The 17,716-nt window shown below is 71.9% G+C and carries 16 protein-coding genes; 2 read left to right on the top strand and 14 right to left on the bottom strand.

The window, feature by feature from the left end:
• Positions 1-55: 55 nt before the first annotated feature.
• A complete protein-coding gene (locus tag H3C53_04110) occupies positions 56-475 on the bottom strand; it encodes an OsmC family protein (GenBank protein MBW7915862.1) in 420 nt (139 codons plus the stop codon).
• A 76-nt stretch (positions 476-551) separates the two neighbouring features.
• Here H3C53_04110 and H3C53_04105 point away from each other — a divergent pair, with 76 nt between their 5' ends.
• Positions 552-1,157 (top strand): 5-formyltetrahydrofolate cyclo-ligase, encoded by a 606-nt coding sequence (locus H3C53_04105; protein ID MBW7915861.1) that lies wholly within the window; start codon positions 552-554, stop codon positions 1,155-1,157.
• On the opposite strand, the gene H3C53_04100 is transcribed toward H3C53_04105, so the two are convergent.
• The 13 genes from H3C53_04100 to H3C53_04040 form a co-directional block, all read right to left on the bottom strand.
• Positions 1,097-2,089 (bottom strand): carbohydrate kinase family protein, encoded by a 993-nt coding sequence (locus H3C53_04100; GenBank protein ID MBW7915860.1) that lies wholly within the window; start codon positions 2,087-2,089, stop codon positions 1,097-1,099. The two genes, H3C53_04105 and H3C53_04100, sit on opposite strands and share 61 nt — an antisense overlap.
• Complete coding sequence (locus H3C53_04095; protein ID MBW7915859.1) at positions 2,086-2,934, bottom strand: carbohydrate ABC transporter permease; 849 nt, start codon at positions 2,932-2,934, stop codon at positions 2,086-2,088. Before H3C53_04095 ends, H3C53_04100 begins: the two co-directional genes overlap by 4 nt.
• Complete coding sequence (locus H3C53_04090; protein MBW7915858.1) at positions 2,934-3,902, bottom strand: sugar ABC transporter permease; 969 nt, start codon at positions 3,900-3,902, stop codon at positions 2,934-2,936. Before H3C53_04090 ends, H3C53_04095 begins: the two co-directional genes overlap by 1 nt.
• A 219-nt stretch (positions 3,903-4,121) precedes the next feature.
• Positions 4,122-5,369 carry an extracellular solute-binding protein gene (locus tag H3C53_04085; GenBank protein ID MBW7915857.1) on the bottom strand — a complete coding sequence of 416 codons (1,248 nt, stop codon included), beginning with the start codon at positions 5,367-5,369 and terminating at the stop codon, positions 4,122-4,124.
• Positions 5,366-6,820: an argininosuccinate lyase gene (locus tag H3C53_04080; GenBank protein ID MBW7915856.1), complete on the bottom strand. Its 1,455-nt coding sequence runs from the start codon at positions 6,818-6,820 to the stop codon at positions 5,366-5,368. Before H3C53_04080 ends, H3C53_04085 begins: the two co-directional genes overlap by 4 nt.
• Positions 6,817-7,773, bottom strand: a complete 957-nt coding sequence (locus tag H3C53_04075) for an amidohydrolase family protein (GenBank protein ID MBW7915855.1) — start codon at positions 7,771-7,773, stop codon at positions 6,817-6,819. Before H3C53_04075 ends, H3C53_04080 begins: the two co-directional genes overlap by 4 nt.
• A complete protein-coding gene (locus H3C53_04070) occupies positions 7,770-8,894 on the bottom strand; it encodes an ROK family protein (GenBank protein MBW7915854.1) in 1,125 nt (374 codons plus the stop codon). The genes H3C53_04075 and H3C53_04070 overlap by 4 nt, the downstream gene beginning before the upstream one ends.
• A gap of 171 nt (positions 8,895-9,065) precedes the next feature.
• Positions 9,066-10,355, bottom strand: coding sequence for an MFS transporter (locus H3C53_04065; protein ID MBW7915853.1), 1,290 nt, complete (start codon positions 10,353-10,355; stop codon positions 9,066-9,068).
• 148 nt (positions 10,356-10,503) lie between these two features.
• On the bottom strand, positions 10,504-11,967 hold the full coding sequence (locus H3C53_04060) for an NAD-dependent succinate-semialdehyde dehydrogenase (GenBank protein MBW7915852.1): 1,464 nt from the start codon (positions 11,965-11,967) through the stop codon (positions 10,504-10,506).
• 46 nt (positions 11,968-12,013) lie between these two features.
• Positions 12,014-13,309 carry an aspartate aminotransferase family protein gene (locus H3C53_04055; protein MBW7915851.1) on the bottom strand — a complete coding sequence of 432 codons (1,296 nt, stop codon included), beginning with the start codon at positions 13,307-13,309 and terminating at the stop codon, positions 12,014-12,016.
• Between the two features lie 89 nt (positions 13,310-13,398).
• Positions 13,399-14,709, bottom strand: a complete 1,311-nt coding sequence (locus tag H3C53_04050) for an aminotransferase class III-fold pyridoxal phosphate-dependent enzyme (protein MBW7915850.1) — start codon at positions 14,707-14,709, stop codon at positions 13,399-13,401.
• 83 nt (positions 14,710-14,792) lie between these two features.
• A complete protein-coding gene (locus tag H3C53_04045) occupies positions 14,793-16,163 on the bottom strand; it encodes an FAD-dependent oxidoreductase (GenBank protein ID MBW7915849.1) in 1,371 nt (456 codons plus the stop codon).
• A 16-nt stretch (positions 16,164-16,179) separates the two neighbouring features.
• Positions 16,180-16,920: a GNAT family N-acetyltransferase gene (locus tag H3C53_04040; protein MBW7915848.1), complete on the bottom strand. Its 741-nt coding sequence runs from the start codon at positions 16,918-16,920 to the stop codon at positions 16,180-16,182.
• 399 nt (positions 16,921-17,319) lie between these two features.
• Here H3C53_04040 and H3C53_04035 point away from each other — a divergent pair, with 399 nt between their 5' ends.
• Positions 17,320-17,553, top strand: a complete 234-nt coding sequence (locus tag H3C53_04035) for a hypothetical protein (GenBank protein ID MBW7915847.1) — start codon at positions 17,320-17,322, stop codon at positions 17,551-17,553.
• The last annotated feature ends 163 nt before the right edge of the window (positions 17,554-17,716 follow it).

The raw sequence follows: 17,716 nt of genomic DNA, 5'->3' as shown, positions 1-17,716 counted from the left end.
GGGCCGGACCCCGAGCCGGGCCGCGGCCCGTTGCAGGCCTGAGTCGAGCGGGCGCTCAGCCCTCCGCCTGCTCCAACTCGACCTCGTAATCGATGCTCGCCTTCAGGCTGAGGCCGACCGAGCAGTACTTCTCGGTGGCGAGCTGAACGAAGCGCTCCGCCGTGGGCCGGTCGAGGCCCGGGACGTTGAAGACGTGCCTGGCCTTCAGGCGCTCGAAGGGCGCCGGGTTGGCGTCGGGGCGTTCGCCCGTGATCTCGACGCGGTAGGCGTTGACGGTCAGCTTGCGCTTGCCGAGCATCACCACCACGTCCATGGCGGCGCAGGCGGCGGTGGCGTTGAGCAGGAGTTGCATGGGGCTCATGCCGGTGCGCGCGCGCCTCTCGTTGTCGATCATCACGCGCTGGCCTTCGGGGGTCTCGCCCACGAAGCGTAGGTCGACGAGGTGATGCACGGTGCTGGTGAGGGTCTTGGGCATGATCCAAGTATCGACCACCGACGGAGTGGGGGTGGGCGCCCCCGCGACGCGCGCTCGACGCTACACTCGGCAGCAGATGCCCTCCGACCTCAAAGCGGCGTGCCGCGCCTGGGCGACCGAGGTCCGCGCGGCGGAGATGGCGGCGCGCGGCCCGGCCCTGAACGCGCGCGTGGTGGCGGCGGTGCGCGACCTCGCCCCCTACCGGCGGGCGCACCTGGTCGCGTCGTACGTGGCGTTCGGTTCGGAGGTCGACCTGGCGCCGCTCCTGGCCGACGCCGGCAAGCGCTTCGCGTTCCCCCGCGTTCACGCCCGGCCCGCGCCGCACCTGACGCTCCACGCGGCTCCCGCGGCGGGGTTCGCCGCGAGCGCCGCGTGGGAGCGGCACCGCTTCGGTCAGTTGGAGCCCGGCGCCGCCCTGCCCGAGGTCGAGCCGGCGGCCGTGGACCTGTTCCTCGTGCCGGGCTTGGCCTTCGACGTGGCGGGCGCGCGCCTGGGTTACGGCAAGGGGTACTACGACCGCCTCCTGCCGCTGGCGCGCGAGGGCGCCACCCTGGTGGGCGTGACCGTCGACGCGCTGGTGCTGCCGGAGCTCCCGCGGCTACCGCACGACGTGCGGGTCGGCTACTTGGTCACGGAGAGCGGCTGGCGCGAGGCGCTCAGGGTCTCCTCCCAGGAGGGGTAGTGGCGCGGCTGGCTGGCGATGGCCAGGGCGGCAGCGTTGACGGCCGGCGCGAGGGCCTCGGTCCAGCTCATGCCGCGCGCGAGCCCGGCGAGGAGGCCGGCGTTGAAGGTGTCGCCGGCGCCGACCGTGTCCTGCACCGCCACGTTGGGCGACGCCTGCACGGCCCGTTCGGCCTCCGTCACGAGCAGGGCGCCGTCGGCGCCGAGCTTGACGACCACCCGCTCGGCACCGAGGCGCCGCAGCTCGGCCACGGCCACCTCGACGTCGCCGTCCTGCCGGCAGCCCGTGAGGCCGAGCGCCTCCTCGCGGTTCGGGAGGAACGCGCCCAGTAGCGGCAGCAGCGCCGCGACCTCGGCGCGCACCGCGTCGGTCCAACCGTCGTCGGGCCAACCCGTGTCGATCATGGCGACGACGCCGCGGTCGCGGGCGCGCCGCAGGAGGGCGGGCGCGGCGCGGCGAAGTTCCGGCAACAGGAAGTAGCCGCATAGGAGTAGCAGGTCGCCTGGCCTGGCGGCGGCGAGGGCCGCGTCGATGCGCGCGGCGGGCAGGGTCACGAGGTGCCCGAGGTAGGAGACGAAGGTGCGTTGACCGTCGGGGTGGGTGAGCCCGACGGTCAACGCCGTGGCGTGCGGCGCGCGCGTCAGGCGCGCCGCGCCGGCCATGGCGCCCTCCAGCCAGTTGCCGAGGAAGTCGTCGCCCACCCCGGCGATGACGTCGGAGTCGACGCCGTCGCGCACGCCGAGCGCCGCCAGCGCGAGGCCCGTGTTGCCGGCCGCGCCGCCGACGCGCCACTCGTAGCGGTCGATCACGACCTCGCTGCCGGGCAGGGGCCACGGCGCCACGTCGCCCATCAACACGTCGACGTTGGCGTTGCCGACCACCAGGATGCGTGGGGACGGGCGCTGGGCGCCGTCCCCGGTCGTGCTGCTCATCCCTTCACCCCGGTGAGGACCACGCCCTCGATGATCTGGCGCTGGAAGATGAAGAACACGAGCAGCACGGGGATCACGGCCAGGGCGGCCGCGGCCATGATGAGGTTCCACTCCGTGCCGGCCTCGCCCGAGAAGAACGCCACCCCGACGGGGATGGTGCGCATGCTGGGCGACTTGGCCACGATGAGCGGCCAGAGGTAGGCGTTCCAGTTGCCCACGAAGTTGAAGATGCCGAGCGCGGCAAGGCCGGGCCCCACGAGCGGCAGCCCGACGCGCCAGAACAGCCCGAACTCGCTCACGCCGTCCACGCGGCCGGCGTCGAACAGGTCGCGCGGCAGCGACTCGAAGAACTGGCGCATGAGGAAGACGCCGAAGGCAGGGATGAGGCCCGGGAAGGCGATGCCCCAGAAGGTGTTGACCCAGCCGTACTCGGTCGACATGACGTACCACGGGATGACGAGCATCTCGGTGGGGATCATGAGCGTGCTGAGGATGAGCAGGAAGATGATGTTGCGCCCGGGGAAACGCAGGCGCGTGAGCGTGTAGCCGACGAGCGAGGCGAAGAACAGCACCGACACGGTCGAGATGCCGGCCACGATGAGGCTATTCAGGAACCAGCGGGGGAACTGCGTGTTGAGCAGGACGTCGCTGAAGTTGGCGAGCGTCCACACCTTGGGCCAGAACCCGAAGCGGAAGATCTCCTTGACGGGCTTGAAGGCCGACAGGATCATCCACACGAACGGGAACGCCATGACCACGCTGCCGATGGTGAGGAGCACGTAGGCCAACAGGCGGCCGATGTCGAGGGGTGCCCGGCGCCGCCGGGCGCTCTGGAGCGAGGCCATCAGTACTCGACCTTCCTTTGCGTGAGCCGCAGCTGGATGAGCGTTATCACGAGGATGATCGCGAACAGCAGCACGGTCACGGCGGCGGCGTAGCCGATCCGGAACTTCTGGAACGCCTGCTGGTACATGTAGAGCGCGATCGTGAGGGTGCTGCCGAGCGGCCCGCCCTGGTCGGTGAAGTTGATGTTCTGCACCTGGTCGAACATCTGCAAGGTCGAGATGGTCGAGATGATGAGTGAGAACACGATGACCGGGTTCAGGAGGGGGAACGTGACGTTCCAGAAGCGCTGCCAGCCGTTGGCGCCGTCGATGGCGGCGGCCTCGAGCATGGGGCGCGGGATGCCCTGCAGACCGGCGAGGAAGATGACCACCTGGAAGCCGAGCTGCTGCCACACGACGACGGCGGCCACGGCCACGAGCGCCTGCTGGGGGCTGGTGAGGAACGGTTGCGGCGAGATGGCCAGCCACGGCAGCCCGATGCCCGTGACGAAGCCGCTCCAATCGGAGAGGAACTTGTTGAAGATACCGAAGTTGACCGAGTACATCCAGCCCCACACCCACGCGACGGCGGCGGCCGGCGTCACGTACGGGGCGAAGTAGATGGCGCGGAACAGGCCCTTGAACCAGTTGACGGAGTTGAGCAGCACGGCGCTGAACATGCCGAGCGTGACCTGGCCGAACACGACGATGAGGAAGTAGAAGAGCATGTTCCTCAGCGCCTTGAATAGGTCGCCCTTGGCGACGAAGTTCTGGTACATCTCCCGGTAGTACTGCAGCCCGATGAAGGTGCGCTGCTCCGGGTCGACGTGCCAGGTGTATAGCGACAGCTTGAGAGATTGGATCGCGGGCCAGAACCTGAAGAACAGGAAGAACGCCAGCGGGAGGAGCAGGAACGCGTACGCCCATAGCGCCTCACGCGACGTCAAAGATAGTCCTCGGCGGCGCCTCACGCCTTCCGAACTCCTCATGGCACCTCCGGGGCCGTGGCCGCGCCCGCCCGGCCCGGCTCTCTGTGCCGGGCGCCTGCGGGCGGCGCGGGTTCGCCCGCGCGCGGCGCGAGCGTTCTCGCGGTTGAGCGCGAGGGGCGGTTACGTGCCGGCCGCCCGGGCGCCGCATCGGCGCCCGGTGCCCGGCGGCCGCCGTGACCCTCGCGTGAGGGTCACGGCGGCGCGAGACTCAGGGGTGGATCAGCGGTTCGCGTCGAGCAGGAGCTGCTCGGCGGCCGCGGCCGCCTTCATGGCCTCGGCGGGGCTGGTGCCCTGGAGCACGACCTCGTTGATGGCGTCGACCATGATGTCGCGCTGGCCGCTCTCGTCGACGAAGACGGTGGCGTGCGCGTAGTCGAGCGCGCGCACGAACGGCCCGTAGATGGGGTCGGCGGCGAGCTCGGGGTCGGCGATGAGGGTGCGGCTGGCGGGCAGCTCGCCCACGACGTCGAGCCACAGCTTCATGGCGTCGTCGCTGGTCACGAACTTGAGGAAGCGCGCGGCGGCCTCGAGCTTGGCCGGGTCCTTGGCGGCGTTCGGGGTGAGGCCGTTCATGAAGAACGAGCCGAAGTTGGACTTGACGTCGCTGCCGGCGCGGACGGGCAGCTCGGTGACGCCCCAGTTGAAGGCGACCTTCTTGACGTCGCCGATGGCGAAGGAGCCGTCGACGATCATCGCGATGTTCTCGAGCTGGCGGAAGCCGTCGCGGTAGCCGTTGTTGCCGGGGACGAACTCGGGCACGGCGAAGCCGTACTTCGTGACCCAGTCGGTGTAGAAGGTGAGGGCCTCGATGCCGGCCTCGCTGTCGTAGGTGACGGTGAGGTTGTCGTCGGAGTACGGGGCGCCGCCGAACTGACGGACGAGGACCTCACGCAGGAGGTGGTGGTCCTGGCCGTTGGGGGCGAAGCCGTAGCCGACCTGCACGAAGCGGTCGCCTTCCTTGACGGTGAGGGCCTTGGCGATCTCGACGAACTCCTCCCACGTGGCGGGCGGAGCGTCGTAGCCGGCCTCGGCGAGCATGTCGGCGTTGTAGAAGAGCGCCAGGCTGCGGACCGCGGTCGGGAGGCCGTACCAGGTGCCGGCCACCTTGGCGGCCTGGGCGACGGGGGCGAAGTTGGCGTCGAGTTCGGTGGCGGAGAAGTACTGCTCGGGGAGCGGGATGACGTAGCCGGCGCGCTGCCAGGTGGGGAGCCAGCCGTAGAAGAGCTGCACCACGTCGGCGCCCTGGCCGGCGGGGAGCGAGGCGGCGACCTGCTGCGGGTAGCCGTCGTACGGGAAGGTCTCCTGCACGACCTTGACGTCGGGGTTGGCGGCTTCGAACTGGGCGATGAGCTGGTTCATCGCGTCGACGCGGGTCTTGTAGTCGTACTGCCAGTAGGTGATGGTGGTCTGGGCGGCGCCGATGCCGACCCCCAACATCACGGCCAATAGAACGAGGAAACGCTTCATGCTCCGACTTGCTCCTTTCCGGTTCCGCGCAGCCGCGCCGTGGCGCGCCCTAGTGCCTCGGACCGTTCCCGCAGGGCCTGCCGGTCGGCTTCTAGCCGTTCCGTGGCCCGAGCGAGCCTGTTGGTCATGACCTCCGGCGCCGGCATGCCTATGCCGCGGCGCCGCCTCACGAACGCGCCCGGGTCGAGCGCGGCGGTCAGCGCCTCCGTGGTGAGCAGCGGTCCGCCCGCTGCCGCCACGTCGGCGGGGGTGGCCGAGGTCAGTAGCCGCCCCTCCGCATGGAAGCGCTGCACCAGCGTGGCGACCACGTGGTGCGCGTGTGGGAAGGTCAGGTGAGCGTCGCGCGCCAGGACGTCGGCCAGCTCGGTGGCCGTCGTGTCGGTGCGCGCGGCCACGTCTGCGAGCTTGGGCTCGTCGAAGTCGCCGTCCGTGAGGCAGCCCGTCAGGAGGGTCAGCGCGCCGACGAGCTGGCGGTGCTGCACCCCGAGGGCGCCCTGGACGTCCGGCCCGAAGTCGTTCAGGTCGGTGAAGGGGATGTTGTGGTGCGAGTACGTGATCATGCCGGCGGCGCCCAGCACGCGCGAGAGGCGGGTGCGGGCGTGCTCGAGGGAGACGGGGTTGCGCTTCTGCGGCATGATCGATGACCCTTGGACCAGACTATCGTCAAGGCGGTACCAGCCGGATGCGGCCCAGGACAAGAGATCGTTAACGAACCGCCCCAGGCCGAGCGCCACGGACTGCGCCAGGCTGACGATGTCGAACTCCCAGTCGGCCGAGGCGACGGCGTCGTACGTGTTGGCCACCGGGCCGTCGAAGCCTAGCCGGGCGGCGGTGAACTCGCGGTCGAGCGGGTGGCTGCTGCCCGCCAGCGCGGCGGCGCCGAGCGGGCTCAGGTTCATGCGGGCGTAGGCCTGCGCCAGCCGCTCGGAGTCGCGCGCGGCCTGGTCCTCCACGGCGCTCAGGTAGTGGGCGACGGTGGTGGGCTGCGCCGGCTGGTGGTGCGTCTGGGCGATGAGCACGGTGCTCACGTGGCGCCGCGCCTTGTCCAGTAGCAGGCGTCGCACCTCGAGCAGGCGCTCGCCGACGTCGAGCAGAGCGGCGCGGCCGGCCATCTTGTAGACGGTCATGTCGAGGTCGTTGCGGCTGAGCCCAACGCGGATGAGGCCAACGGCCTCCTCGCCCACCTGCGCCTCGAGGCGGCGCTGCAACGCGAAGTAGTAGTCGGGCACGTCGTCGGCCTGCTCGGGCGCGGGGGCGCCATGCTGCGCCACCAGCGCGGCGCGCGCGGCGGCGCCGGCGGCCTGCTCGGCCGCTCCCGCGTAGGCGGGCAGGCGCATGACGGTGTCCAGGTGCGCCGTCATGGCGTCGATGAAGTGGTGCGACAGGTGCGCGGCCGCGTGGTGGAAGTCGGGCTCGAGGACCTGCTTGCGGTAGGCGGGGTGCCAGCTCATGCGGTCGCTCCGGCACGCGCGGGTTCGTCCTCGAGCTGCAGGAGCCGTATGGCGTTCTCGCCGAAGATGAGGGCCACGTCGGCATCGGGCACGTTGAGGGTGTAGCAGGCCCGCAGCTGGTCGAGGAGGTAGCGCTCCGAGAAACCGCGCGGGAAGAGGCTCGAGTCGGAACCGAAGACGATGCGCTCTGGCCCGATGGTGTCGAGCGCCTTGCGGTACAGGTCCTCGAGGGTGAGCGGGTAGGGCATCCAGCGCATCCACTGGTTGGAGCCCGAGGTGTCGATGTAGATGTTGGGCAGGCTCCAGCACAGGGCCAGCAGGTCGTCGAAGTAGCCGGCGCCGAAGTGGGGGATCAGGAACGGGATCTCGGGGAAGGCGCGCGCCACCTCGAAGAGCGAGAGGGGGCTCATGCGCGGGTGCTGCACGATGCCGCCGCCGCGTCCAAGGAAGCCGAAGTGGATGAGGGCGGGGAGGCGCCTCTCGGCGAGGAACTCCCACACGCCGCGCAGCTCGGGCGCCTCGAACGGGTGGTCGGTGCGGGGGCCAAGCAGCTTGTAGCCCCTCAGGCCCAGCTCGTCCACGGCGCGCCTCAGCTCGACGTCGGCCCCGGGGGCGAGCGCGTGGTGCGCCAAGCCGATGAACTTGTCGGGGTGGCGCGCCACCAGCCCTGCGAGGCGGTCGTTGTCGTGGGCGCTCACGAAGACCACCCTGTGGAGCCCGTAACGCTCGACCTCGGCGGCCCACCGCTCCAGGTTGGCGTCGACCTCGGCGTCGGTCTTGGCGGCCGGCTCGGTCGGTTCCGTGTTCCACTCCATGGCCATGCGGCGGCCGCGGTCGCGGGCGTAGGCGAGGAGCAGCGGGTGCTGCTGCTCGGGCACGGGCGGCAGGCCCATCGTGTTCTCGATCGGGAAGTGCGTGTGCACGTCCACGATGCGGAGGTGGCGGTAACTCACAGCGGGCTCCCTGTCTGTTCGAGGCCGCACACGTCGGCCGTGAGGTGTTCGAGGGCGAGGTGGCCGAGCCCGTGGAGGGCGGCGATGGGGCCGAGCGAGCCTGGCTTGACGTCGACCGCCAGCGGTACGGCCCAGCGGCGCGCCACCGCCTCGGCGAGGCGCCCCTCCGGGTCGGCGGACCAGGCTACGACCACGACCTCCGGGTCGAGGGCGCAGGCGAGGTTGTGGAGCACGAGGCGCACGCCGTCGGCGAGCTCCTCGAAGGCCGCGCGGCGGCCGGCGTCCGCGAGGTCGAGCACGCCGTCGACCACCACGGCGTGGGCGAGCCCGAGCAGGTGGCGCTCTAGCGGGCCGGAGGCGCCGAGGTCGAGGCCGTCCTCGGCCATGCCCCGCATGAGGCCGTAGCCGACCTCGCCGGCGGCGCGGTGCGCGCCGCGGTAGAGCTGACCGCCGAGGACCAGGCCGGCGCCGACGCCGCCGGCGATGGTGAGGTAGACGACGTGGCTGCGGTCGAAGCCGGCGCCGTGACGGTGCTCGCCGAGCGCCAGGGCGTTCACGTCGTTCTCGAGGAGGACCGGCAGGCGGCTCGCCTGCTCGAGCAGGGCGGCGGCGTCGACCCGGTGCCAACCGAGGCTGGGGGCGAGCCGGACGTGCGAGCCGTCCTGGTCGATGACGCCGGGGATGGCGACGGCGAGGCGCGAGTAGGGGGTGCCGGCGGCATCGGCATCGGCCACCGCCTCCTGCAGCCAGGCGGCGAGGGTCCGCTCGGCGCCGGGGCCGAGGGGCGGCCCGGCCGGCAGCGCGTGGAGCGCGCCGGCGAGGTCGATGCGCGCGGCGCGGACGGCGTCGCCCGACAGGTCGACGGCGAGGACGTTGCGCGACTCGGGCACGAGGCGCAGGAGCCTGGCGGGCCTGCCGCCGCCGGAGGGCGCCAGCTCGCCCTCGTCGACGAGCCCGAGGGCGACGAACTCCTGGCCGATGGTGGTCACGGTGGGGACGCTCAGGAGGGTGGCGCGGGAGATCTCGGAGCGCGACGCGGCGCCGCGGGCGCGCAGCGCCTGCAGCACCGCCCGGCGGTTGTGCTCGCGTACGTTGTCGTGCTGCACGCTCCTGAGGTCCACGCGTTCCTTTCCAGAAGGTTTTGCAAAGTACTTATGTAAGGCTAATGGGCGCGGCCCGCCCCCGTCAAGGCGCGCCGGACGGAAGGAAGTACACAGCCGGCGCCGGGCCGACGGTCGCGCCCGGCCAGCACGCCGCGCGGGCGCGGCACCCCCGCCCCCACCCGGCCGGGATCAGCCCCGCCCGCCCCCCACGCCGCCCCACAGCCCGCGCCCCGCGGCCCTCAGCACGTCCCTGGTGCGCCACGAGCGCTCCTCCTCGACCGGCCTGAGCCACGTCCAGGCCAACATGCGCCCCACGCCCGACATGGCGAACAGCGTGTGGTAGCCCGTCCACCCCGCCATCCACGCCGGGTAGTCGATGGAGTGTAGGAACGTGATGAGCGGCGCCGAGAGCGCCCCGCCCGCGAACCCCGCCAGGCCCTGCACGAGCGAGTACATGGCGATGAAGGTCACGCGCCCGGTACGCGGCGCCGAGCCGAGCGCCAGGTTGAAGACGGCCGGCGTGATGGCGCCCCAAGCGACGGCGTCGAGCACGCCCGACAGCCACACGAACCCCAGGTTCCCCGTCAGGCCCGCCAGGATCCAGTTGACGGGCAGCAGCGCCCCCGCGAGGAACGTGCCGAGCATCAGGACGGGCTTGGTGCCCACCCTGTCGGCGACGCGCCCCCACAGGATGGTGGTCGCCAACGCCACCAGGGCCGTCAGCGAGCTCCAGTAGGCGACCTGAGTGAACGTCATGCGCAGCTCCTCGAGGAAGTAGGGCACCACGAAGGGCGCGCCCAGCATGACGACGAACTGCCAGTAGACGGCGAAGCGCAGGAAACGCCTGAAGTTCACCGAGGCGTACGGCAGGGTGAGGATCTTGCCGAGGGTTATGCGGCGCTTCTCGGACGGCGGGTCGTAATGGAACAGGTAGAGCACCACGGCCACGAACGACGCCGCCACGGCCACCCCTATCACGACCTGGAACGACAGCGGCGCCCCCACGCGGTCGAGGAACGCCCCGGCGGCCAGGTTGGCGACGGTCCCGACGGCCCCGAGGATGCCCGTGCGCATGCCGAAGTAGCGCCCGCGCCGCTCCTCGGGCACGACGTCGCCCATCCAGGCCGTCCACACGGTGCCGGTGGCGGCCTGGAAGGCGCTGGCCACGAACACCAAGGCCACCAGCAGCGTCGGGCGCAGGCCGTCCGGGAGGCTCAGTTGCGGCAGGAACGCCGCCAGGATCCAGCTGGCGCGCCCGGTGGCGCCCAGCAGGGCGGCGAGGGCGCGCCTGCCCCCCAGCGCTTCGGCCGCCATCGCCCCCAGCGGGCTGAACATCTGCGCCAGGAACGGGACGCTGCCGACCAGCGCGATGTGCGTCGGAGAGGCGCCCAGGTGCAGCAGGTACCCGACCAGGACGCTGCCGGACGTCCAGTTGAGGAACACCTGCATGAGGCTCCCCTCCACGAGGGAGAGCCGCATGGTGCGCCGCACGAGCGCGGCCACGGCGTCCGTGGCGCTCGGCGGGCTGGGTTCGGGGGTGGTCTCGGGAAGGGAAGTCGACACGGCGGCCGTCTGACGGCCAGTCTAGTACGCCCGCCTCACGGCCGGTGCTCCCCTGGAGCCCCGCTCAGGGGAGCTCGACACCCCCGATGAACACGGCCTTCTGGTCGAGGTACTCCATGATCCCCTCGGCCCCCGTCTCGCGGCCCATGCCGCTGCCCTTCACGCCCCCGAACGGCGCCTCTGGCGTCACGGGCATCCAGTCGTTGACGCCCACCATCCCGAACTCGAGCCGCTCCGACATGGCGAGCGCCGTGTTGAGGTCGGAGGTGAAGACGTAGGCCGCCAGGCCGTACTCGGTGGCGTTCGCGCGTTCCAGCACCTCGGCCGCCGACGAGAACGTCGTGATGGGCAGGACGGGCCCGAAGATCTCCTCCTCGAAGAGGCGCGCGTCCGGCGCGACGCCCGTGACCACGGTGGGCTCGAAGAAGTAACCGCGGCGCTCGAGCCTCCCGCCGCCGGTGGCGACGGTGGCGCCCGCCGCCGCCGCGGCCGTCACCAGCTCGGCCACGCGGCCGAGCTGGCGCTCGTTGATGAGGGGTCCGACCTGCACCCCCTCCTCGAGGCCGTGGCCGACCTTGAGGGCGCGCATCGCCGCCACCACGCGGGCTGTGAACTCGTCCGCCACGCTCTCGTGGAGGTAGTAGCGTTGCGGCGCGATGCAGACCTGGCCGGCGTTGCGCACCTTGAAGCGCGCCGCCAGCGTGGCCAGGCCCTCGAGGTCGTGAGCGTCCGGGAACACGATGACGGGGGCGTTGCCGCCCAGCTCGAGCGCCAGGCGCGTGAGGGTGCGCGAGGCGCCGTCCATCAGGATCCGCCCAACGCGCGGGCTGCCCGTGAAGGCGATCTTGCGCACCCGCGGGTCGTCGAGCAGCGCCCGACCCATGGCCTCGGCGTCGCCGTTGACCACGTTGACGACGCCCGCGGGGGCCCCGCCCTCCGTCAGCGCCTGCCCGAGCAGCATGGCCGAGTGGGGCGTGAACTCCGACGGCCGCCCCACCACGGCGTTGCCTGCGGCCAGGGCCGCCCCCCAGGTGCGCACGATGTTGTAGACGGGGAAGTTCCAGGCGGTGATGGTGGCCACCACCCCGATGGGTTGCGGCACGACGCTGATGCGCCGCCCCGGCGCCATGGCGGGCACCGTGCGGCCGTAGACGCGCACCCCCTCGCCCGCGAACCACGCGAGGTAGTTGGTGGCCGACAGCCACTCGCCGCGCGCCTCCGCCAGCGGCTTGCCCGATTCGAGCGTGGTCAGGCGCGCCAGCTCGTCGACGTTCTCGCGGATCCAGGCGGCGGCGCGTTCGAGAACCTTGGCCCGCTCGTAGGCGGTCTTGGCGGCCCAGGCTGGCTGCGCGGCGGCCGCGGCGTCCACGGCGCGCGCCACGTCCTCCGCGTCGCCGAACGGCACCTGGCGCACCACCTCCTCGCTGCCCGGGTCGATGAGGTCCCACACGCCGCCTCGGGCTGCGTCGACCCACTCGCCGCCTACAAGCAGCTTGAGCGGGAACCTGGCGTTCTGGTCTGCTGGCACCGTCGTTCCACCCCTCTTGCTCGCGCCGCGCGCGGGCGGCGGTTCGTTAGCGGCCGTGCACCGCGCAGGCGGCGGCCACGGCCTCCTCCAGCACGGCGATCCCCTCGTCGACCTCCGCGTCCGTCAGGTCGAGGGGCGGCAGGAGCCGGATGCAGTTCGAGTAGAGCCCGGCGCGGATCACGATGAGGCCGCGCCGCAGCGCCTGCTTGGTCACCTCGAGGACGACCGCCGGGAAGGGCGCCTTGCCCTCGCGGTCGGTCACGAACTCCATGGCGAGCATGGGTCCAAGCCCGCGGACCTCGCCCACCACGTCGTGCTTGGCGGCGATGCGCTCGAGCCCGGCCCGCAGCCGCTCCCCCACCGCCGTGGCGCGCGCCAGGAAGGCGGGTTCGCGCAGGATGCGGATGGCCTCGAGGGCGGCGGCGCACGCCAGCGGGTTGCCGGAGTACGTGCCGCCGAGCCCGCCGGGGTGCGGGGCGTCGAGCATGTCGGCGCGGCCGACGACGGCCGAGAGGGGCATGCCCGCCGCCAACGACTTGGCGGTCGTGACGAGGTCGGGCACCACGCCGTGGTGCTCGACGGCCCACATCTTGCCGGTGCGGCCCATGCCCGACTGCACCTCGTCGGCCACGAAGACGATGCCGTGAGCGTCGGCCAACTCGCGCAGGCGCCGCAGGAAGCGCGCCGGCACCGGCACGAAGCCCGCCTCGCCCTGCACCGGCTCGATGACGAACGCCGCGATGGCCGCCGGGTCGACCTGCGCCACCATGGCCTTGTCGAGCGCCGCGATGGCCAGGTCGAGGAACGCGTCCTCGCTCATGCCGGCCGGCCGCCGGTACATGTCGGGGAGGGGCAGGCGGTAGATCTCGGGGGCGAACGGCCCGAACCCCTTCTTGAAGAGGGCGTACTTGCTCGTCATGCCGAGCGTGAGGTTGGTGCGCCCGTGGTAGCCCCCCTCGAACACCACGATGGCCTGCCGGCCCGTGTGGGCGCGCGCGATGTTGACGGCGGTCTCGAGCGCCTCGGCGCCGGAGTTCATCAGCACGGCCTTCTTGGGGTGGTCGCCGGGCGCCACCTCGCAGAGCGCCTCCAGGACCGCCACGTACGGCTCGTAGGTGCCGACGATGGCGCACAGGTGCACCAGCTTCTCGGCCTGGTCCTTGAGCGCCCGCACCACCGCGTCGGGTGTGTGCCCCACCGCGAGGACCCCGATGCCGCCGGCGAAGTCGAGCAGGCGGTTGCCGTCGACGTCCTCGACGTACGCGCCGTGCGCGCTGGCGACCGCCAGGTCGGTCAGGCGCGCTGCGCCGCGCGCGCCCGCGGCGTCGCGACGCGCCGCCATGGCGAGGCTCTTGGGCCCCGGCACCTCGGTGCGCAGCCTGATGCCCGCCGCCCCGACCGGCGCGACTACCGGCGCGACTACCGGCGCGCTCACCGCGCCGCCCCCACCGGCTCGGCCGCCCTCGCCCCGCCGAGCACCTCGCCCAAGGCGCGCCCGAACAGGGCGAGGCCCTCGTCGATCTCCTTAGGCCCCACCACCAAGGGCGGGATGAAGCGGATGACCTGGTCGTCGACGCCGCAGGTGAGCAGCAGCAGCCGCTCGTCGAGGCAGGCGCGCTGCACCGCCTTCGCCAGGCCCGGTCTGCCCGTGAACTCGACGCCCACCATCAGGCCGAGGCCGCGCACGTCGCCGATCTCGGGGTGGCGCTCCCGCAGTGCCCGCAGCCCCTGCACGAGGCGCTCGCCCATGCGTTGCGCGTTGCCGGGGAGGTCCTCGGCGATGAGCGCGTCGATGGTGGCGCGGGCGGCCGCTAGCGGCACGGTGCTGCCGCCACCGTAGGTGCCGCCGTGGGTGCCCCGCTCCCACCGCGCCGTCAGCGCGGGCCGCGCGGCGACGGCGGAGATGGGCAGGCCGCTGCCGAGCCCCTTGGCCATGACGAGCACGTCGGGGATCACCCCGGAGTGCTCGTACGCGAAGAACCTGCCGGTGCGCCCGAAGCCCGTCTGGACCTCGTCGAACACGAGCGCGATGCCGTGCTCGTCGGCGCGGCGCCTGAGACCCTGCAGGAAGCGCGTCGGGGCCGGCACGTACCCGCCCTCGCCCAGGACGGGTTCGATGAGGAACGCGGCCGTCTCGTCGGGCGCGGTCTGGGTCTTCAGGATGAGGTCGAGCTCGGCCAGGCAGAAGTCGACGGCCGCGTCCTCGCTCCAGCCGTAGCGGTAGGCGTACGGGAACGGCGCCACGACCACGCCGGCCGGGAGGGGCTGGTAGCGGTGCCGGTAGACGGTCTTGGAGGTGGTCAGCGCCATGGCCTGGCCGGTGCGGCCGTGGAAGCTCCCCTGGAAGACGACGACGTTCGGGCGGCCCGTGGCGTGGCGCGCCAGCTTGACTGCCCCCTCGACCGCCTCGGCGCCGCTGTTGCTGAAGAAGAACGAGCCGAGCGCGGGGTGCACGACGGTGGCGAGGGCCTCGGCGAGGCGCTCGAGCGCGGGGCTCGTGACGATGTTCACCTGCGCGAAGAGCAGCTCCTCGGCCTGACGCTTGATGGCCTCCACCACGCGCGGGTGGGCGTGGCCCGTGTTGGTCACGCCGATGCCCGACGTGAAGTCGAGGTGGGCCGCGCCCGCCTCGTCGAACAGGTACGCGCCCGCGCCGCGCACGGGGCGCAGCTCCGTCAGGTGCGACCAGACCGGCGCCAGGTGCTCGTGCCCCGCGCCCCGACCTGCACTACCTTCTGTCATGTTCGCTCCTCGTCGCCGCGGCGAAGGCCCGCCGCCAAGGCCCCCGCGGTCCCGTCGATCTCCTCGGATGATACGGCCTGCCCTCAGGCCACGGATAGCGGCCCGGCACCCTCCTCGAGTTCCTCGCGCGTGGCCAGGTCGGCGAGGACCTCGCCCGCGGCGCGCTCGCCGCTCAGCAGGGCGCCGTGGACGGTGGCGGCGAGGCCCGGCGCGGCCGTCGCCTCGCCCGCCCAGTAGAGGGGCGGCGTCGGCGCGGCGAGGAGCTCCCTGGCGCCGGCGTGGCCGGGCCGCACGTGGGAGTAGCCGCCGCGGGCGTACGGGTCGGTGGTCCAGTCTACGAGCAGCGCGTCCTGCGGCCTCAGGCCGGGGCGCCCCAGCTCGCGCCTGAGCGACTCGAGGCCGCGCTCGAGGGCGTCGGCGGTCCCCAGCCGCAGGAGCTCGACGGCGCCGTCGCCCGAGACGAGCGCCGTCCACACCACTGCCTCCGTCGTGGGGTGCCCGGCAGACGGCGACCACCACATTGGCGGGTTGCCGGCGGCGTACACCGCCGTGATGTCGTCGGGCGTGATGGGGTCGGCGAAGCGGTAGACGAGCTTGACGACGGGCCCCATGCCGATGCCGGCCAGCGCCACGTCCTTCTGCTCGGGTAGCGGCGGGTCGAACTCGACCCCGCCTGCCTGGAGCACCCCCACCGGCAGCGTCACGACGGCGGCGCGGCCCCTGAAGGCGTGCCCCTCGTGATCGCGCACGACCACCCCGCCCTCGCCCCACTCGACGCGCGTGACGATCGTGCCGGTCAGGAGCTCGGGCCCCACGCCGAGCGCCTCGACGATGGCGCCGTAACCCTCGAGGATGCGGTGGTCCTCCTCGCCGTGGGCCGGGGTCATGCGCAGCTCCTCGAGGACCGTGGTGGCGTCGAGGAAGCGCATGCTCTCGCCGGCGGCGTTCGCGAAGGCGCGCCGCACGTAGTCGAGGCGGGCGTGGTCGAAGCCGATGCGGCGGAGGTAGGCGCCGAACGACTCGTGGCGCCGCGGCCTGATGGGAGGCAGCCGCCAGGCGCGGGTGGCCTCGAGCGCCGGGTCGGCTGCGCGCGCCTCGCGCATGGTGAGGCGGCGCCCGTCCGTCAGGCGCACCCACGAGTCGTCCAGCTTGTTCCAGTGGACGGTGGTCAACCCGAGCCGCTCGACGAACGCCCAGGTGGGGACCCGCCCGCCGTGGATGAACTCGGCCCCCAGCTCCACGGGGAAGCCCGCGAAGCGAACGTCGGTGTGCGCGCGACCGCCGAGGCGCTCGCGCGCCTCGAGGACGAGGACGTCGAGCTCGCCTCGCTCTTCGAGCAGCGCCCTGGCGGCGCCCAGGCCGGCGAAGCCCGCGCCCAGCACGAGCACGTCGTAGACGTCCACGTCGTGCTCGCTGGGCAGGTCGTTGTGCCCTCGCCGGGTCCCTTGCGTCATCGCCTGGCTCCGCTACTCACCCGTTGAACTGGTTGGTGCCCGGCGCCGCCTGGCGCCACGCGCCCTTGGGGTTCGCGGCCTGGCCGGGGGCGGCGCGCCGCGGCGCGCCCTTGCGCGGCTCGTGCACGAGCAGCACGGCGGAGTTGCCGGCGCGCCACTCGGGGTAGTACTCCTCGATGACGGCGCGACCCTCGAGGCCGCGGTGCAGCTGCATCGTGACCGTCGGGTCCTCGATGTTGCCGGCTATGACGCGCTGACCGTACTCGCGCGGCGTGAACGTCTCGCGGTAGCGGTGGTAGCCCATCAGCATGCCACCGGCGTACCAGCCGCTGAGGCCCAGCTCGTCGACGAGCGCCAGTCGCGCCTTGTAGAGGGCGGTGGCGACGCCGCGGCGCTGGTAATCGGGGTGCACGGCGATCTCGACGCCGTACAGCCAGGCGCCGGCGGGGTCGTGCTTGCGCAGGCCGAAGGAGCCGATCACGTCGTACCAGGGCAGCGCCGGCTCGTCGGGCGTGCGAGCCGTGCGCATGGTGGTAGCCATGCCGATGACCTTCTCGAGGCCGTCCTCGTACGTGATGGCCACGAACTGCCCGGCGGGGAACCGCTCGAGCTGTTCTGCCACGGCGTCCGGGTTGATGCAGTGCACGTAGCGATCCGTGGGGTAGCCGTTGGCGAGCCTGACGGCGTCATAGACGCCTTGGCCGTGCCGCAACTCGGTGTTGACGACGGCGAATTCCAGTGCTTCTGTGCCTCTCATAACGTTGCTTCGACAACGCCTGTTGAGGTATGTGAGCCCGTAAAAGGGGGAAACTGAAACGGTTAGGGAAGGGTTACTTTACGGCCCCTGACCGGAAGAGCTTCTCCACAACCTTTACGCGAGAGCGTTCGCCTCCCGAGACCATCTAAGATGGCTCATTCGGTCTCACTCACACTTTAGGGTTGTCTTGAAGATTCTCACTCTCCTTCTTGCCCGTTTGGGGGAGTGTAGCACGCCCTCCTGCGGCCCCCGCGTGACGCAACGCACAGCTGGCGTGTAGGACGCGAACTCGCCGGGCTTGACAAAGTGCGGGAAGGGTCGTAGTGGGGAACCTGGTCGGCCGGTGAAGCGGTAACGGGTCCACTTGCACGTGAGCACGATCGGCGCCAGAATGGCGCCATGAGGAGCGTGCAGATCAAGAACGTCCCCGACGACACGCACGCTGTCCTCGTCCGGCGCGCCGCCGAGGCTGGCATGTCGCTGCAGGAGTACCTCCTCGCTCATCTCATCTCTGAGGCCCGGCAGCCGACGCTTGACGAGGTGCTCGACCGAGTGAACGATCGTCGGGGAGGCAGCGTGTCCCCGGCAGAGGCGGTCGCCCACCTACGCGAAGATCGACGACGCGACGGATGATTGTCGTCGACGCCAGCGTTCTCGTCGTAGCGCTGGCCGACGACGGCGCGCGAGGCAGCCAAGCCCGCAGGCGCCTCAGGGGGCAGCGGCTCGTTGCGCCTGAACTAGTCGACCTTGAGGTTGCATCGGTCTTGCGCCGGCTGGTGGCCACGGGGAGTCTCGC

Source organism: Trueperaceae bacterium, assembly GCA_019454765.1.
In the GTDB taxonomy this organism is placed as follows: Bacteria; Deinococcota; Deinococci; order Deinococcales; family Trueperaceae; genus JAAYYF01.
The sequence above is the reverse complement of the archived record's forward strand: the minus strand, read 5'-3'. Positions and strand labels throughout refer to the sequence as shown.

Excerpts from the sequence above, each read along its gene's own strand:
- H3C53_04110 (MBW7915862.1), bottom strand. The coding sequence starts at position 475 with ATGCCCAAGACCCTCACCAGCACCGTGCATCACCTCGTCGACCTACGC.
- H3C53_04050 (MBW7915850.1), bottom strand. The coding sequence starts at position 14,709 with ATGACAGAAGGTAGTGCAGGTCGGGGCGCGGGGCACGAGCACCTGGCG.
- H3C53_04090 (MBW7915858.1), bottom strand. The coding sequence starts at position 3,902 with ATGAGGAGTTCGGAAGGCGTGAGGCGCCGCCGAGGACTATCTTTGACG.
- H3C53_04080 (MBW7915856.1), bottom strand. The coding sequence starts at position 6,820 with ATGAGCTGGCACCCCGCCTACCGCAAGCAGGTCCTCGAGCCCGACTTC.
- H3C53_04035 (MBW7915847.1), top strand. The coding sequence starts at position 17,320 with ATGAGGAGCGTGCAGATCAAGAACGTCCCCGACGACACGCACGCTGTC.
- H3C53_04105 (MBW7915861.1), top strand. The coding sequence starts at position 552 with ATGCCCTCCGACCTCAAAGCGGCGTGCCGCGCCTGGGCGACCGAGGTC.
- H3C53_04100 (MBW7915860.1), bottom strand. The coding sequence starts at position 2,089 with ATGAGCAGCACGACCGGGGACGGCGCCCAGCGCCCGTCCCCACGCATC.
- H3C53_04045 (MBW7915849.1), bottom strand. The coding sequence starts at position 16,163 with ATGACGCAAGGGACCCGGCGAGGGCACAACGACCTGCCCAGCGAGCAC.
- H3C53_04065 (MBW7915853.1), bottom strand. The coding sequence starts at position 10,355 with ATGCGGCTCTCCCTCGTGGAGGGGAGCCTCATGCAGGTGTTCCTCAAC.
- H3C53_04095 (MBW7915859.1), bottom strand. The coding sequence starts at position 2,934 with ATGGCCTCGCTCCAGAGCGCCCGGCGGCGCCGGGCACCCCTCGACATC.
- H3C53_04040 (MBW7915848.1), bottom strand. The coding sequence starts at position 16,920 with ATGAGAGGCACAGAAGCACTGGAATTCGCCGTCGTCAACACCGAGTTG.
- H3C53_04085 (MBW7915857.1), bottom strand. The coding sequence starts at position 5,369 with ATGAAGCGTTTCCTCGTTCTATTGGCCGTGATGTTGGGGGTCGGCATC.
- H3C53_04055 (MBW7915851.1), bottom strand. The coding sequence starts at position 13,309 with ATGGCGGCGCGTCGCGACGCCGCGGGCGCGCGCGGCGCAGCGCGCCTG.